This is a genomic window from Serratia sp. CY43202 (genome assembly GCF_052168755.1).
GTDB lineage: Bacteria > Pseudomonadota > Gammaproteobacteria > Enterobacterales > Enterobacteriaceae > Serratia > Serratia bockelmannii.
In genome coordinates, this window is sequence record NZ_JBJNMB010000002.1 from 824,354 (window position 1) to 840,136 (window position 15,783).

The 15,783-nt window shown below is 60.8% G+C and carries 12 protein-coding genes; 7 read left to right on the forward strand and 5 right to left on the reverse strand.

What is annotated here, in order from left to right; translation table 11 throughout:
• Positions 1–76: 76 nt before the first annotated feature.
• Both eutH and ACJ8J5_RS05700 read right to left on the reverse strand, forming a co-directional pair.
• The gene (eutH, locus tag ACJ8J5_RS05695; RefSeq protein WP_033643135.1) at positions 77–1,309 is read right to left on the reverse strand and encodes an ethanolamine utilization protein EutH; all 1,233 of its coding nucleotides are present in this window, start codon (positions 1,307–1,309) and stop codon (positions 77–79) included.
• Entirely contained in the window at positions 1,302–2,762 is a 1,461-nt protein-coding gene (locus ACJ8J5_RS05700) for an FGGY-family carbohydrate kinase (RefSeq protein ID WP_197810885.1), read from the reverse strand. The genes eutH and ACJ8J5_RS05700 overlap by 8 nt, the downstream gene beginning before the upstream one ends.
• Before the next feature lie 257 nt (positions 2,763–3,019).
• Between ACJ8J5_RS05700 and ACJ8J5_RS05705 the strand changes: the two genes are divergently transcribed.
• The 3 genes from ACJ8J5_RS05705 to ACJ8J5_RS05715 all read left to right on the forward strand — a co-directional run bounded on the left by ACJ8J5_RS05705 (position 3,020) and on the right by ACJ8J5_RS05715 (position 6,520).
• Positions 3,020–4,423 (forward strand): NAD(P)/FAD-dependent oxidoreductase, encoded by a 1,404-nt coding sequence (locus ACJ8J5_RS05705; RefSeq protein WP_060447142.1) that lies wholly within the window; start codon positions 3,020–3,022, stop codon positions 4,421–4,423.
• Entirely contained in the window at positions 4,413–5,636 is a 1,224-nt protein-coding gene (locus ACJ8J5_RS05710) for an NAD(P)/FAD-dependent oxidoreductase (protein WP_414104484.1), read from the forward strand. Before ACJ8J5_RS05705 ends, ACJ8J5_RS05710 begins: the two co-directional genes overlap by 11 nt.
• Before the next feature lie 113 nt (positions 5,637–5,749).
• Entirely contained in the window at positions 5,750–6,520 is a 771-nt protein-coding gene (locus tag ACJ8J5_RS05715; protein WP_060447144.1) for a DeoR/GlpR family DNA-binding transcription regulator, read from the forward strand.
• 48 nt (positions 6,521–6,568) lie between these two features.
• Here ACJ8J5_RS05715 and ACJ8J5_RS05720 read toward each other — a convergent pair whose 3' ends face one another.
• From ACJ8J5_RS05720 to ACJ8J5_RS05730, 3 genes are all read right to left on the reverse strand, one after another.
• Positions 6,569–8,863, reverse strand: coding sequence for an FdhF/YdeP family oxidoreductase (locus ACJ8J5_RS05720; protein ID WP_414104485.1), 2,295 nt, complete (start codon positions 8,861–8,863; stop codon positions 6,569–6,571).
• A gap of 206 nt (positions 8,864–9,069) precedes the next feature.
• The gene (ggt, locus tag ACJ8J5_RS05725; protein WP_369436499.1) at positions 9,070–10,743 is read right to left on the reverse strand and encodes a gamma-glutamyltransferase; all 1,674 of its coding nucleotides are present in this window, start codon (positions 10,741–10,743) and stop codon (positions 9,070–9,072) included.
• A gap of 161 nt (positions 10,744–10,904) precedes the next feature.
• Positions 10,905–11,768: a LysR substrate-binding domain-containing protein gene (locus ACJ8J5_RS05730; protein ID WP_197781535.1), complete on the reverse strand. Its 864-nt coding sequence runs from the start codon at positions 11,766–11,768 to the stop codon at positions 10,905–10,907.
• A 143-nt stretch (positions 11,769–11,911) separates the two neighbouring features.
• Between ACJ8J5_RS05730 and ACJ8J5_RS05735 the strand changes: the two genes are divergently transcribed.
• The 4 genes from ACJ8J5_RS05735 (at position 11,912) to ACJ8J5_RS05750 (ending at position 15,782) form a co-directional block, all read left to right on the forward strand.
• Positions 11,912–13,051: an agmatine deiminase family protein gene (locus ACJ8J5_RS05735; RefSeq protein ID WP_197781534.1), complete on the forward strand. Its 1,140-nt coding sequence runs from the start codon at positions 11,912–11,914 to the stop codon at positions 13,049–13,051.
• A gap of 76 nt (positions 13,052–13,127) precedes the next feature.
• Complete coding sequence (locus tag ACJ8J5_RS05740; protein WP_141998113.1) at positions 13,128–13,808, forward strand: class I SAM-dependent methyltransferase; 681 nt, start codon at positions 13,128–13,130, stop codon at positions 13,806–13,808.
• 56 nt (positions 13,809–13,864) lie between these two features.
• Positions 13,865–14,515: a hypothetical protein gene (locus ACJ8J5_RS05745; protein WP_049207561.1), complete on the forward strand. Its 651-nt coding sequence runs from the start codon at positions 13,865–13,867 to the stop codon at positions 14,513–14,515.
• Positions 14,516–14,639: 124 nt separating this feature from the next.
• Positions 14,640–15,782: an efflux RND transporter periplasmic adaptor subunit gene (locus ACJ8J5_RS05750; protein WP_414104486.1), complete on the forward strand. Its 1,143-nt coding sequence runs from the start codon at positions 14,640–14,642 to the stop codon at positions 15,780–15,782.
• Position 15,783 lies beyond the last annotated feature (1 nt).

A 15,783-nucleotide genomic window follows, 5' to 3' on the forward strand; every position in this document is an offset into this window, starting at 1 on the left:
GATGTCCGGGGCGAAAAAAGGGCGCAGCTTCCCCGTGAGGCCGCGCCCCGTTTATTTTTATGGCTTAGGGATAAATTTAGCGAGCGGCGGCGGCGATGGCCGTCGATTGCCTTTGCGTCTGTTCTTTTTCCAGCAATTCGGCTTCCGGCACCGAGATCTTGATGGCGATCAGGACAGCAATCATGCCACCGAGGAATTTGCCCATCATGATCGGCAACACCAGCGAAGGTTGGAAGTTGGCGGTAAAAGCTAGGTGATCGCCCAGCGTGGCCTGTGCGCAGATGCCGAAGGCCACGCACAGCACCTTATCGCGGGCGCGCATGCCTTTGAACAGGTGATAAACGGCGATGATATTGGCCAATACCATAATAAAGCCCAGCGCGCCTGTATCCGATAAACCGAGCTTTTTACCGATGAAATGCATCGGCTTGCGGCAATAGCGCTGGAATAAATAACAAATGGGGAATGTGCCCGCCAACATAATGCCGATATAACCGGCGATCTCGATAGCGCGGAATAATTCGTCTTTGTCGGCAAATAACGGATCGAATACCCAGCCGCCGAACACCTTTTTAAACACACCGGTGAAATGCTCGATGATGCACAGCGCCAACACCAGCTTGATAAAGGCATCCGCCGCCTTGCCGAAGATCAGGAACCCTTTCACCATCGCCGCCGGCCGCAGCTTCAGCCCCAACGCCAACAGGAAGCACAGGGCGAACAGCGGGGACAGCAGCCGCAGCGCCTGCAGCAAGTCCAACTGCAGATAGTGCGCGGCAGGTGACGTGGTGGAGATAATCTCCCTGACCGGCAGGTTGTTGAAGGTGATGGTCACCAGGGCGATCAGCACGGCGAACGGAATGCTGATCAGGCCCGCCATGGCGCCCAGCGCCAGATATTTATGGTCGTCGCGGTTCAGCATGATAAGCCCGACCGGGATCAGGTACACGATGCTGGCGCCGGAGGTGTAGCCCACCAACATGGCGACGATCCACATGTCGCGGTTGGCGGCGATGGCGTCAGCCAACTGATAGCCGCCCATGTCCACGGCGATCACCGCCAGCGCCGCGATCGAGGCGTCGGAGCCGAGCGCCGAGAAGAAGGGGCCGATGCTGTACATGATCAGGTAAGAGATGATTGGGATCGCCGCCATGATGCCCGCCTGGGCGAGAAACACCGGGCCGATGGCGTGAATGCCGTTGACGAACTCACGTCCCAGTTCGCCTTCCGGTTTGACGATCGACGCCAACGCCCCGATCAGAGTGCCGGCCATGATGATATAGATGATGAAATTACCGAACTCAGCCATGGTGTTCCTCCTGCGATGAACGTAAGCCGCGCGAACGCGCGATGATTTCCTGATAGCGGGCAAACCAGACCGCCATATCGACCTCGGTGGGCTCCGTCACTTCATAGCGGTTGAGCACCTTGAGCGGCTGTTCCACGCCCAGCCCTTTACGCGCCAACAGCGCCACGCCCTGAGCGGTGATCTCTTTATTGGCGGGCGTAACGATGCGCTTTTGGATCAGGTTGGCGAGGAACTGCGTGAAATAGCGGTTGGCGGACAGACCACCGTCCACCGAAATGCTGTTGCCGATCGGTTTCAACTTATCCATGGCGTTGATCACCTCGGCGGAACGCATGGCGATGCCTTCGAGTATTGACTGCAGCAGATCCTTGCGTTCGGTTTCCAGCGACAGGCCGGCCCACATCCCGGCGGCGGAGCGATCCCAGTACGGGCAGGCCAGCCCGGAGAGCGCCGGTACAAAGGCCAGGCCGCGCGCGATGGCCGGCTGGGCCGGGAAATCGCCGAATTCATCGAAATCGTTGAACAGGCCTATCTTTCTCGCCCAGTTAATGGCGGAGGCCGCGTTATAAACGCCGCCGTCCAGGCCATACACCGGCTCGCTGCCGGGCAGCTTCCAGCACAGCGTGGGCAACAGGCCGGACTCGCCGGCATCGATCGGACGCGGCCCGGTGATCGCCTGTAAAAAAGCGCCGGTACCGAAGGTGATCTTCATCTGCCCAGGTTGATGGCAGCCGTGGCCGTATGTACCGGCAAACTGGTCGACGATGCAGGCCGTCAGCGGCACCGGTTTGCCGTTGAGCACGACGTCGCCGAAGTGGCCGATGTTGTCTCTGACCTCGGGCAGGCTGTCGATCGGCACGCCGAACAAACGGCACAGCTCCTCGTCCCACTGCAGGGTATGAATGTTGAACAACGAGGTGCGCGAGGCCGAGTTATAGTCGGTGAGATGCCGGCCGCACAGGTGGAACAGGAAGAAGGCGTCCATGGTGCCGAGCCGCAGGCGGCCGCGTTGCGCCAGCTGCCTGGCCCCCGGCGCGTTGTTCATCAGCCAGCCCATCTTGCTGGCGGAGAAGTAGGTATCGAGCGGCAGGCCGGTTTTCGCCATCACCAGCGGTTCGACGCCTTCGCGTTTCAGGCGCTGGATCTCCGGCTCGGTGCGCTGATCTTGCCAAACGATGGCGTTGTACAGCGGCAGGCCGCTGTCGGCGTCCCAGGCCAGCAGACTTTCGCCCTGATGCCCTAAACCGATGGCGTCCACCATGTCGCACTGGCTGAGACAGCGGCGGATATTCGCCAGAATCTCCAGGGCGTCGTGTTCCACCCAGCCCGGATTGGGGGTGATCTGCTTGTGCGGCATGCTGGCCGGCGAATGGTGCCTGCCGTCTTCGCCGAACACCACGACCCGGGTGCCGGTGGTCCCCTGATCAATCGCGGCATAACGTTGATTCATCATTGCTTCGCTCTCTTATAGGTTTTGTTTTTTATTGTGCCTGGTGTTGGTTGTGTGACTGTTTTAATAATCTATCTTCAATTTCACACATTAAAGCAACATAAATCACAAGATAAAATAACCCCGCGTGATCGACCTCATACTTTTTGCTTATCACTGCGTTCTGCGGCTTTTTTTTGGGAGTTATGTTGTTTTTACCATTTCAAATGCGGTTATTGTGTGGTTTTATTGTGGTTATCACATCAAAACGGGACATCAGCATGATGGAAGAACAAACGGATTGGGACATTGTCGTGATTGGCGGCGGTGTGGTCGGGTGTGCGGTATTCCGCCAATTCTGCCTGATGGGCGCCCGAACGCTGCTGTTGGAAAAGGGAGGCGATATCCTGTCTGGCGCCAGCAAAGCCAACAGCGCGCTGCTGCACACCGGCTTCGATGCGCCCAGCGGCAGCCTGGAACTGCATTGCATGCAGGCCGGGTACCGGGAATTTATCGCCATCCGCGAACGGATGAATTTGCCGCTGTTACCCACCGGCGCCTTGGTTGTGGCCTGGGATGAGCAGCAGTTGGCGGCGCTGCCCGCGATCGTGCAGCAGGCGCACGACAATGGCGTGCTGGACGTGGCACAGATCGACGCCGCCGAGCTGTATCGCCGTGAGCCACAGCTGGCGCCCGGCGCGTTGGCGGCGGTCGAGGTGCCGGGAGAGAGCGTGATCGATCCCTGGAGCACACCGCTGGCGTACCTGACGCAGGGCGTCAAACACGGCGGCAACTATCGCTTCAATACCGAGGTGACCGGCGCCGAACGCTTGCCGACCGGCTGGCGGCTAACCAGCAACCGGGGCGAGTTTCACGGCAAAATCGTCATCAACTGCGCCGGCAATCAGGGCGACCGGGTAGAAAGTTTCTGCCATCAGCCCGAGTTTGAAATCCGCCCGCGCAAAGGGCAGTTTCTGGTGTTCGACAAGGCCGCCGCCGGGCAGGTCAACGCCATTATCTTGCCGGTGCCGACGGCCATCACCAAAGGGGTGCTGCTGTCGAAAACCATCTTCGGCAATCTGCTGCTGGGGCCGACCGCCGAAGAACAGCAGGATCGAGAAACGGCAACGGTAGACGAAACCAAAATGCGCGAACTGATCGAACAGGGCACCCGGCTGCTGCCCTCGCTGGCGAATTACAGCGTGACCGCTAGCTATGCCGGATTACGCCCGGCGACCGAACAGAAACACTACCGCATTCAGCACTATCCCGAGCGGCAGTGGATCTGCGTGGCGGGCATTCGCTCCACCGGCCTGACGGCGGCGCTCGGCATCGCGCAATACGTGGAGCAGCTTTACCGCGACCATTTTACGCCGTGCTTCACGCCGACGGCGCCGCAAACCGTGCATTGGCCGCAGATGCCGATGCTCGCCGACTACGCGCTGCGCGATTACGCGCGCCCGGATAACGGCGGCATCGTTTGCCATTGTGAGCTGGTGACTCAGCGGGAGATTGAGGCGACGTTCGATTCCGCCGTGCCACCGGAGTGCATCGGCGGGCTGCGGCGCCGCACGCGCGTGATGATGGGGCGCTGCAACGGGTTTTATTGCAGCAGCCGGGTGGCGGAAATGGTAGGCGATCGTTTTGGCCAGACGCTGGCCGTAGGGAGCATTGATGAAAACTGAGTATCAGGTGGCGATTGTCGGCGCCGGGCCGGCCGGGATCGCGGTGGCGACCGCGTTGCGGCAGGCGGGCATCGAGGATGTGGTGATCCTGGAACGGGAGCAGCAAGCGGGCGGCGTGCCCAGACACTGTCGGCACCCCACCTTTGGGCTGCAAACGTTTTACCGGCCGATGTTGGGCTCCACCTATGTCGATAAGATACTGGCGCGCGCCGGGCAGGTGGAAATCCGTACCGGCGTGACGGTGCTCGCCATCAAGCCGGACGGCGAGCTGACCATCACGGATCGCCGCGGCGTCAGCACCTTGAAAGCGCAGCGGGTGATCCTGGCGACCGGCGTGCGCGAGACGCCGCGCCATCCGCGACTGGTGAGCGGCCTGCGGCCGCAGGGCGTACTCACCGCCGGTGCGCTGCAGCAGTTCGTCTATCTGCGCGGGCTGCAGCCGGGCAAGGCGCCGGTGGTGATCGGCACCGAGCTGGTCAGTTTCTCCGCGCTATGGACGCTGCGTAACGCTGGCGTGCGCGCCGTCGCCATGATTGAAAGCGGCGGCAGACCCGTCGCCTGGCGTCTGAGCGCGCTCTATGCGCGTCTGATGGGGGTGCCGATCCACTACTATTCGCGCGTGACCGATATTGCCGGCCGCGATCGGGTTGAGTCCATCGAGGTGGAAAACCGTCAGGGGGAGAAGCAGCGCATCGCCTGCGACAGCCTGATCTTCACCGGCCGCTTCACCGGGGAGTATACGCTGATCCGCCAGAGCCACCTGGCGCAGCGGCCGGAGAGCGGCTGCCCGTTGACAGACCAGTTCGGCCGCTGTTCCGACGCCGCCTATTTCGCCGTCGGCAACATGCTGCATCCGGCGGACATGGGCGACCAGTGTTATCAGGAAGGGCTGCGCGTCGGCGAGGCCGTTGCCCATTCGCTGCAGTGCACGCTGCCGCCGGCGCAGCAAATCCTGCCGGTGCGGCACGACGAACGGATACGCCTGACTGCGCCCGCCCGTGTGGCGCTGATCGGCAAGCCCGCCACGGTCACGATCAATATGCGCGTGGAACAGGCGGTGTCCGGTTCGGTGGTGGTGCGGCTGGGGGAGAAAGTGCTGTACCGCAAAACGCACCGCTGCCTGCCGGAACGGCGGATCCTGCTGCGCAACATCGCCTTGCCGACCGAGGCTGAGCGTGATGCACTGCACATCAGCATCGAATCCGCCGGGTGAACGATGGCAACGGCTTGCGTCTAACGCCCTGAAACCCGTAGTATTCCGTCAGTTAACGCCGCAAGTCTCGGCGGAGGCAGTCACTCTTACTAAAGGCAGCGAGTGTAATGTGAATGGATATCTCTAATTCCGTGGAAAGGCGCAATGAAATACTGGCGCTGATCCAGGCCAACGGCCGGGTTTACGTGAATGAGCTGGCGGATAAATTCCAGGTTTCGCAGGAAACCATTCGGCGCGACCTGAACAAGCTGGAAGACTATCGGCTGATCAAGAAGATCCACGGCGGCGCGGTGAGCAGCCAGTTTAAATTCGAGCATGAATTCAACGAGCGGGCCAAAATCGCCGAGGCCGAGAAGCGCGCCATCGCGGAGAAAGCGGTGACGCTGATCCAACCGGGCGATACGGTGTTCGTGGATTTCGGCTCCACCACGCTGGAGTTTGCCCGGCAGTTGGCGACGGTCGATCAGTTAACGGTCATCACCAACTCGCCGTTGATTGCCAACGTCTGTCTGGAGAATGACTCCATTGACGTGGTGCTGATCGGCGGGCAGTTCATCGACTCCAAAATGGCGTGCCTGGGTGCAATCGCGTTGAATAACATTGAGGCGTTTTTCGCCGATTACGCCATTATCGGTGCCGGCGCGGTCAACGTGCAGACCGGCGTAATGGATCAGAACGTCAATGAAGCGGCCATCGCGCGCAAAATGATGGCGCAGAGCCGCAAGTGCATCGTGCTGGCCGACGAAAACAAGCTGCGCGGGCATGCGATGACGCTGGTGGCCAAATGGCCCGAGGTCGATTATCTGGTGACCTCCGACAGCGGTAACGCATTAGAAGGCTTGGTTTTCCCCGCCAATGTTAATGTGTTGGTGGCGCAGGTCTAAAGGGGGAGAAGCCTTTCTCCATGCGGAGAAAGGCTCAAACCGCTTCCGTCAGGCGATATCGACCGCGCGCACCTCTTTAGATCTCAACTTCACGCGGATCGGCACCGATTTATACGAAGGCGTGCCGCTCTCCTCATCGATGTAATGCAGCGGCACCAGCACGTTGGCCTCCGGGTAGTAGGCGCCGACCGAACCGGCTGAGATGTTGTAGGCGATCACCGTGATGCCTTCCAGGCGCTGGGTGCTGCCGGGCAGCGCCGTTTCCAGATCGACCACGTCGCCATGTTCCAGCCCCAAACGTTGCAGATCGCTGTCATTCATGAACAGCACGTCGCGCCGGCCGAAGACCCCGCGGTAGCGATCGTCCAGAGCATAGATGGTGGTGTTGTACTGATCGTGGCTGCGCAGCGTTATGAGCCGCAACGTGTCTTTGTCTGTCGTTATCTCGTCCTCATGCAGCCCGCTGAACACGGAAAACATCGCCTTGCCCGTCGTCGTCGGCCACTGGCGTTCGGTCGGCGGCAGCGGCATGCGGAAGCCGCCGGGTTGGCGAATACGCGCGTTGTAATCGTCGAAGCCGGGAATGGTTTTTTCGATCAGCTCGCGGATCACGTCGTAATCTTCGATCAGCTCATCCCAGGGCACCTTGCTGGCGGGCATCACCGCTTTGGCCATGCCGGCCACAATGGCGGGTTCCGAACGCAGCAGTTCCGACGCCGGTTTTAATTTGCCGGATGACGCATGCACCATCGACATCGAATCCTCCACCGTCACCGATTGCCGCCCGCCGGCCTGCATGTCCAGTTCGGTGCGGCCCAGGCAGGGCAGAATGAGGGTTTCTTTTGCCACCAACAGATGGCTGCGGTTGAGTTTGGTGCCGATATGCACGCTTAACTCCAGGGCTTTCATCGCCGGGAAGCTCTGCTCGGGGTCCGGCAATGCTACGGCGAAGTTGCCGCCCAGGCAGATCAACGCCTTCGAGGCACCATCGATCATCGCCTGCATACATTTCACGGCATCGTGACCATGGGCTTTGGGCGGCGTGAAGCCAAACACCGTTTCCAGCTTTGCCAAAAAATCGGCCGACGGTTTTTCGGTGATGCCGACGGTGCGGTTGCCCTGCACATTGGAGTGGCCGCGCAGCGGGCAGATGCCGGCGCCCGGTTTGCCGATGTTGCCGCGTAGCAGCAGCAGATCGGCGATCAGGCGCACATTGGCCGTCCCTTTATTGTGCTGCGTAATGCCCATGCCGTAGGTCACGATGGTGGCGTTGGATTTTGCGTAGGCGGTGGCGACCCGTTCCAGGTCCTGGCGCGCCAGGCCGCTCTCCGCCTCAATCGCATCCCAATCGGTGGCCTTCAGATCGGCGGCGAAATCCGCAAAACCTTCCGTGTGCTCGGCAATAAAGGCGTGATCCACGGCGTTGCCTTGTGTTTCATCCAGCTGCAGCAGCGCTTTGGCGATGCCTTTGAGCGCCGCGGCGTCGCCGCCGGCCTTGACCTGATAGTAGGTGGACGCGATAGGGGTCGAACTGTAGGTCGCCATTTCGATGACGTTTTGCGGATCGGTGAAACGCTCGAGCGCCCGCTCGCGCAGCGGGTTAAACACGATAATCGGTACCTTTTTACGCGCCAGTTCATGCAGCGTGCCCATCATGCGTGGGTGATTGGTGCCCGGATTGTGCCCGATGGAGATAATCAGCTCCGCGCTGTCAAAGTCGTCCAGCGACACGGTGCCTTTACCGATGCCGATCGACTGGGGCAGGCCAACGCTGGTCGGCTCATGGCACATATTGGAACAGTCGGGGAAGTTATTGCTGCCGAACTCCCGCGCAAACAGCTGGAACAGGTAGGCCGCCTCATTGGACGCCCGGCCGGAGGTATAAAACTCCACCTGCTCCGGCGGCAGCGTTTGCAAAACGGCGGCGATGCGTTGAAACGCCTCATCCCAGGCCAGCGGGCGCAAGGTGTCCGTCCCGGCGTCATAGCACAGAGGGGTTGTCAGGCGGCCATAGTCTTCCAACTGGTAATCGGTTTTCTGCAGCAGCGACGTTACGGTGTTCTGCGCCAGAAATTCGGGCGTCACGCGCTTGCTGGTCGCTTCCCAGGTCACGGCTTTGGCGCCGTTTTCACAGAACTGGAAGGTAGATCGATGTTCTTTATCCGGCCATGCGCACCCCGGACAATCAAAACCGTCGGGTTGATTGGTGCGCATCAGCGTCACCGGCGCTTCTAAGGTGTCCATCTGCGTGCGCACGGCGATGGCCGTCGCTTTTAGTGCGCCCCAACCGCCGGCGGGCCCATCGTAGGGATGCACCCCGGGTACTGCTCGTCTTTTCGCCATTGTTGATTGCCTCCGACATCGCTTACGATAAATGCAGGTGATTGATTTACTGAAAATATTATTTTTATCGTCCAAGATGGAACGCAAGCGCCGTCGCCGTTAAACGCGAGCCTGTCGATTCAGTATAGATGAGTGAAAAAGGGAGCAACGTCAGTCTGTGCGGGGAGAGCGGCGGCCCGGCGTGGCTGAAGCGGGCCGCCGGCGCGTTACTTTTTCACCACCAGTCCGACGCCGCGGCCGCGCGGATCGGACGCGGTTTCCGGCGTGCGGCCATCGATGCGGATAGCCTGAATATCCCCCATGTTCCAGCCCTGGTCTTCGAGGGTGTAACCCATGACCTTCAGCTCGTCCGCCGGTTTGCCGGTCAGCGGCGCAAAGCTGTCATAGTAGACGGTGTCCTTCGGCAACAGCTGATGGTGCACGCGCTGGGCGGCCACCGCCTGCGCCAGCGGCAGGTGGTAATCGTAGAGGTTGTTGATCACCTGGAAGATCGAGGTGAAGATGCGTGAACCGCCCGGGGTGCCGATCACCAGAGTGACGTCGCCGTCGCGGGTGATGATGGTCGGGCTCATCGAGGAGAGCATGCGCTTGCCCGGCTCGATGGCGTTGGCGTCGCTGCCCACCACGCCGAAGGCGTTGGCGACGCCGGGTTTGGCGCTGAAGTCGTCCATCTCGTCGTTAAGCAGGAAGCCGGCGCCTTTGACCACCACGCCGCTGCCGAAGTCCCAGTTGAGCGTATAGGTGTTGCTGACCGCGTTGCCGGCGGCATCGACGATCGAGAAGTGGGTGGTTTGGTGGGTTTCCAGCCCCGGCCGCACCTTTTCGGTCGGCGAGATCGCCGTCGGGTTGATCTCGGCGGCGCGTTTTTTCAGGTAGTCGGGGGCGATCAGCTGCGCTTCCGGCACCTGGGTGAAGTCCGGATCGCCGAGGTAGTCGGCGCGATCGGCGAACACGCGCTTTTCGATTTCCGCCAGCAGGTGGATGTAGCGCGCCGAGTTCAGCGGCACGCCCTTGAAGTCGGCGGCGCGATCTTCTTTGATCCCCAGCAGCTGCGCCAGCGCGATGCCGCCGGAGCTGGGTAGCGGGGCGGTATACACGGTGTTGCCGCGCCAGCTGATGCGCATCGGTTCACGCCATTTCACCCGATAGTCGGCCAAATCCGCCGCGCCGATCAGCCCGTTGTCGCGCTGCATTTGCGCCACCAGCAGGCGAGCGGTTTCGCCGTGATAAAAATCGTCGGCGCCCGATTTGGCGATGCGCTCAAGGGTGGCGGCCAGCTCCGGCTGCTTGAACACCGTGCCGGGCTTCATGGCGCCGAAATAGTCGCCGAAGTTGGTTTTACCGGCGAACAGCTTGTTGGCATCTTCGCGGTACTGATACTGCTGATCCGCCACGGTGAAACCTTGCCGGGCGTAACCGATCGCCGGCGTCAGCAGCTCGGCCCAGGGCAGCTTGCCGAAGCGTTTATGCGCTTCCCACAATCCCAGCACGGTGCCCGGCACGCCGGCGGCGCGGCTGCCCACCAGGCTGAGATTCTCGATCACTTCGCCTTTCTCGTTCAGATACATAGTTTTGCCGGCGGCCTTGGGCGCCACTTCGCGGTAGTCGAGGAAATAGGGTTTGCCGTCGACGTACAGCGTCATAAAGCCGCCGCCGCCGATATTGCCGGCTTCAGGGTAGGTAACGGCCAGGGTAAAGGCGGTGGCGACCGCCGCATCGACCGCATTGCCGCCGGCCTGCAGAATGTGCGCGGCGACCTTGGCGCCATACTGATCCGGGGCGGCGACCGCGCCGGCGGTCAGTTCGGCGGCAAAGGCAGCGGGAACGGTGCAGGCAAGGGCCACGCTCAGAGCTATCGTTTTCAATAAACCGGCAGACATAGAAGATCCTTTTAGCGATGTTCAGTTATCAGGTGAATTCAACTAATTATTTTGAAACAGCAGGTTAGCGCGTTTTCTTCGGGCTGTTGCGACGCTTTATTGAAAGTAGCAGCGGTCAGGCGGGGCCGCCTGACCAGAGTAGCAAATCGTGACGTGGCGCGTTATGCGCCGGCGGGCAGCGCCGACTGCAGCCATTGGCAGAAGTGCCGGGCGAGCGGATTGTGTTCGCTGTCGCGGTGCAGCAGCCACGCCCAGTTGGCGCCGCGCACGCGTTGCTCGGTTAACGGTTGCAGCAGCCCGGCGTCGCGCGCGTGTTGCGCCAGCAGTTGGCTGACCAACGCGATGCCGAGGCCGTTGCAGGCGGCGTCCAGCAGCAGACCAGGATCGGAGAAGTTCAGCCCGCTGTCGCGCTGGCCGACGTGCGCGCCGCCCGCCACCGCCCAGTGGCTCCAATCCATCTCGCGTTCGCCGTGCAAGGTCACGCGCTGCTCCGGCGTCAACGCCAGCAGGCAGGGGTGGCAGGCGGGGTAGAGTCGGTCGGTACAGAGAACGTTAAAGGTGCAGTCCGCCTGCGCGCTGAGATCGTCACGGATCGCCAGATCGATGCTGTCCGTCGCCATATCCGGCGGTTCAAAGCTGGTGAACAGCCACAGATCGATCTGCGGATGCTGCCGATTGAAGTCGCCCAGCCGCGGCGTTAGCCAGTGGCGGGCAAAGGCCGGGGTGGTGTTAACGATCAGTTGGTTGGGTTTGCGGTACTGATCCAAACGGCGAATGCCGACGGCCAGCTGTTGCAGCATCACCTGTGCGGTGCTGAACAGATCGTGGCCGGCGTCGGTCAGCGCCACGCTGCGGCCGGTGCGGAAGAACAGCGGTTGCTCCAGAAACGCCTCGAGGCTGCGGATTTGCTGGCTGATGGCCGACTGAGTCAGGTGCAGCTCTTCGGCAGCCTGATGAAAACTGCCCAGGCGCGCCGCCGCTTCGAAACCGCGCAGGGCGCTCAAGGGGGGCCAGTGTTTTAACATTATCGATAAGCCTGTCTAATCAGATATCCGCTAAATATATCGTTTGTCGCGGTGGCAGGGGAAGACTAGCATGGGATTCAAGCGCCGGAGCGTAAAAAAACCGGATAACAGTTTGAATTTAAATCAATTTAAATAGGCTATTTATGTCAACGCGTCGCACCTTTATCAAGCAGCTTTCGGCGGTGGCCGGTGTGAGCTTGACGGCATCATTGGGCATCCCGTTACGCGGTCACGCGAAAGCTGCGCTTAATCCGACCTGGCGGATGCCCGACGAAGGGGAACCGCAACAGCGGGCGTTTCTCGCTTTCGGCGCGCAGCGTGCGATTTGGGGCGGGTTCACCGCGGACGTGCAGGCAGCGCAGGGGCGCATCGCCCGCGCCATCGCCGACTTTCAGCCGTTGACGGTTTTTTGCCGCGGCAATGAACGGCAATTGGCTGAGGCCACCTGCGGCAGTCACAACGTCAGCTATGTTGTCACTGAGCTGGATGATATCTGGATGCGCGACATCGGCGCCAATTTCGTCGTCAATGACGCCGGCGAACTGGGCGCGGTGGATTTCAACTTCAACGGCTGGGGCGATAAGCAGCAACATGCCAGGGATGCGCGTCTGGCAGGGTTTGTCGCCAGGCGATACGGCGTCGCTCAACCGCGCTGCAGCGCGCTGGTAGGCGAAGGCGGCGGCATCGAGGTGGATGGGCACGGCACCGGCATCATGACCGAGAGCAGTTGGGTGAATGCGAACCGCAACCCGGGCTGGAGCCGAGACCGGGTTGAGCAAGAGCTGAAGGCGATGCTCGGCCTGCGCAAAATTATCTGGCTGCCGGGCATTAAAGGCCGAGACATCACCGATGCCCACGTCGATTTTTATGCCCGTTTCGTGCGGCCTGGCGTGGTGGTGGCCAACCTGGATACCGATCCGGCCTCTTATGATCATGCGGTTACCCAAGCGCATCTGACGATCCTCAGAGCAGCGACCGACGCCGACGGCCGCACGCTGCAGGTACATACGCTTTCGCCGCCGCGGGCACCGCGCGAAAGCCGATTCAGTCGCCGCAACCCCGATTTCGCGGCGGGCTACATCAACTATTTCGTCATCAACGGCGCGGTGATCGCCCCTGAATTTGGCGATCCGCAGGCGGATAAGGCGGCGTTTGCGCTGCTGTCGGCGCTCTATCCGCAGCGCAAGGTGGTGCAGCTGGAGATCGACGCCATCGCCGCCGGCGGCGGCGGCATTCACTGCGTGACCAGCCAATTGCCGGTGCATGGCAAGCCAGACCAGTGAATGTTCAAAAAATGCGCACGCGGTTGTTTGTCGCCATAGGGTGTGATTGGCTGAGTGGAAACATAAGGAGGCCATAATGAACGACTCACCCTTGAGCATTCCCACCTGGTATCGCGATCCGCACGCAGAACAGGCCATGGCCGAAGGTCATGCGCCCATCTGGCGGCATCTGCTGAGCCTGGTGCCGGAACACGAATTGTCCGGCGTCAGGGTGCTGGACTTCGGCTGCAATCAGGGCGGTTTTCTGCGTCTGTTGCACCAAATCCGGCCATTTCGTGAAGGGCTCGGCGTTGATATCGCCCGCCAATCCGTCGAACACGCCAACCGCCTGAAAGGAAACCTGCCGATCGGTTATCAGACCGACACGCGGTTGACGGGTTATGAGAACCACTTCGATATCGCCTTCAGTCATGAAGTCATCTACCTGATTGAAGATATCGCGCAGCATGCCGCCGATATGCTGCGGGTGCTGAAACCGGGCGGCGTTTATTATGCGGTGACCGGTTGCCACACCGACAACCCGCTGTGGCCGCAATGGCGCGAAAGGGTGGCTGAACAGACGCATACCGTGGTGCAGGATCGCTCGCTGGACGACTATGCGCGCATTTTCTCCGCCGCGGGATTCCAGGTCTCTGCCCGCCGGCTGGGTTTTTCCGGTTTCGTGCCCTATGAGCCGGACGGTTGGATGCCGAATATCGCGGCGGCGATCGACTACTATTGGCACACCAAAACGGTGTTTAGACTGGTTAAACCCTAAAAATCCCCACGCGGCGCTCGGTACGCCGCCGCTGACGAGATAAGATGGCGAGATTTATGATGGATGAGGATGCGAAAACAATGGACTTTCGTTTGAACACCCGGTTATCCCTGCTTATGGTCTCGCTCTTGGCGCCCGTTGTTGGGGCCAGTGCCGCTACGCTTACGCTCGATAATCAGGATCCGGCGGCGGTGTATCTCATTCCGGACGCGAAGCTGATTCAAGAACGCGAGGGGGTGAAAATCGCCGGGCAGTCATACCGTTATTTCGTACTTCAGCTCGCCGACAATCTCCAGTATGAAGGCTATATCACCCGATGCGCCGACGACGATGCCGATAAATTGAATGAACAAGCGCGGCGACAATTGAACCGTTGTACCGAACAGGTCATCGACGACCTGGATCGGTTGATGGAAAAGACCGCCAACTTGACATTCGACTACGGCGGTACGCAAAACGTTTATCGGGGCGAAGAACATTCAACGCCTTATTATTACTATTCATTCGCCCGCGTGGCCCACTATTATCAGACCGAAGACGGACGTCATCCCCTGTATGGTCTGGTTTATCGTTGCAAACAGCCGGCGAGCGATGCTCATCGGGAGCAAGAGCCTGATGCGACTGAAACGACGCAGCCGCCGGCTGAAGTGGAACGCTTTATTGCATTGGCAAAAAATCGCTGCGCCAATGTGCTGAAACCACGCTGAACGATATTGCTCCACCGTTTCCCGCTTCGACAAGATTTTACGCTATCCTTACGCAACCCTTTCAGAAGCGAATGTCTGCATTCGATATATTGAGAATAGTCATTCTCAATGGGATCGTATTGCAATGCAGAGAAAAACGCTTTTGGTGCTTGGGCTGTCGCTGTTGCTGGCTGCCTGCGATGGGCAAAACGCCGGGGCGCCGACGGGCGCAGGCGGTGAGCAGGAGGTCGGCGTCGTCACGCTGCGCGGCCAGTCAGTGACCCTGAGCAGCGAGTTGACCGGCCGGGTCAACGCCACCATGACTTCCGACGTGCGGCCGCAGGTCGACGGCATCATCAAGCAGCGGCTGTTCACCGAAGGGGCCGAGGTGAAAGCCGGGCAGGTATTGTACCAAATTGACCCCGCCAGCTATCAGGCCAACTACGATCAGGCCGCCGCCCAGCTGAAAAACGCCCAGGCCACGGTGCAATCCACCCGGCTCAAATCACAGCGCTATGCGGCGCTGGTGAAAGAGAACGGCGTTTCTCAGCAGGATGCGGACGATGCCAAAGCCGCCTATTTGGCGGCCGTGGCGTCGGTGTCCCAGTATCAGGCAGCGCTGGAGACGGCGCGCATCAACCTCGCCTATACCCAGGTGCGGGCACCGATCGCCGGCCGCATCGGCATCTCATCGGTGACGCCGGGCGCGCTGGTCACCGCCAGCCAGACCGATGCGTTGGCCACCATCCGCGCGTTGGATCCGATCTATGTCGATCTGACCCAGTCCAGCGCCCAGTTGCTTAAACTGCGCCGTCAGCAGGCCGCTTTGCAGCGCGGTGCGGTCACGCCGGTCGCCATCAAGCTGGAGGACGGCACGCCTTATGCCCACGCCGGCAAGCTGGAGTTGACCGAGGTGGCGGTGGATGAGGCCACCGGTTCGGTCACGCTGCGTGCGGTGTTCCCCAACCCCGAGCATGAGCTGCTGCCCGGCATGTACGTCCACGCCACGGTGGATAACGGCGTCGATCCCAAAGCCATTCTGGCGCCGCAGCAGGGCATCACCCGCAACGCCAAAGGGGAAGCCACCGCGTTGGTGGTGGACGAGCAAAACAACGTGGCGCAGCGCACCGTCAGCGCCGAACGGGTGGTGGGCAGCAACTGGCTGATCGGCAGCGGGCTGAACGAAGGCGATCGTCTGATCGTCGAAGGCACCGGCAAGGTCACGATCGGCGCCGCGGTGAAGCCGGTTGAGGTTTCAGTCGACAAAACCCAACGCGGGGAGCAGTGAT

Excerpts from the sequence above, each read along its gene's own strand:
- ACJ8J5_RS05750 (WP_414104486.1), top strand. The coding sequence starts at position 14,640 with ATGCAGAGAAAAACGCTTTTGGTGCTTGGGCTGTCGCTGTTGCTGGCT.
- ACJ8J5_RS05720 (WP_414104485.1), bottom strand. The coding sequence starts at position 8,863 with ATGGCGAAAAGACGAGCAGTACCCGGGGTGCATCCCTACGATGGGCCC.
- ACJ8J5_RS05705 (WP_060447142.1), top strand. The coding sequence starts at position 3,020 with ATGATGGAAGAACAAACGGATTGGGACATTGTCGTGATTGGCGGCGGT.
- ACJ8J5_RS05730 (WP_197781535.1), bottom strand. The coding sequence starts at position 11,768 with ATGTTAAAACACTGGCCCCCCTTGAGCGCCCTGCGCGGTTTCGAAGCG.
- ACJ8J5_RS05735 (WP_197781534.1), top strand. The coding sequence starts at position 11,912 with ATGTCAACGCGTCGCACCTTTATCAAGCAGCTTTCGGCGGTGGCCGGT.
- ACJ8J5_RS05740 (WP_141998113.1), top strand. The coding sequence starts at position 13,128 with ATGAACGACTCACCCTTGAGCATTCCCACCTGGTATCGCGATCCGCAC.
- eutH (WP_033643135.1), bottom strand. The coding sequence starts at position 1,309 with ATGGCTGAGTTCGGTAATTTCATCATCTATATCATCATGGCCGGCACT.
- ACJ8J5_RS05745 (WP_049207561.1), top strand. The coding sequence starts at position 13,865 with ATGATGGATGAGGATGCGAAAACAATGGACTTTCGTTTGAACACCCGG.
- ACJ8J5_RS05715 (WP_060447144.1), top strand. The coding sequence starts at position 5,750 with ATGGATATCTCTAATTCCGTGGAAAGGCGCAATGAAATACTGGCGCTG.
- ACJ8J5_RS05710 (WP_414104484.1), top strand. The coding sequence starts at position 4,413 with ATGAAAACTGAGTATCAGGTGGCGATTGTCGGCGCCGGGCCGGCCGGG.
- ACJ8J5_RS05700 (WP_197810885.1), bottom strand. The coding sequence starts at position 2,762 with ATGATGAATCAACGTTATGCCGCGATTGATCAGGGGACCACCGGCACC.
- ggt (WP_369436499.1), bottom strand. The coding sequence starts at position 10,743 with ATGTCTGCCGGTTTATTGAAAACGATAGCTCTGAGCGTGGCCCTTGCC.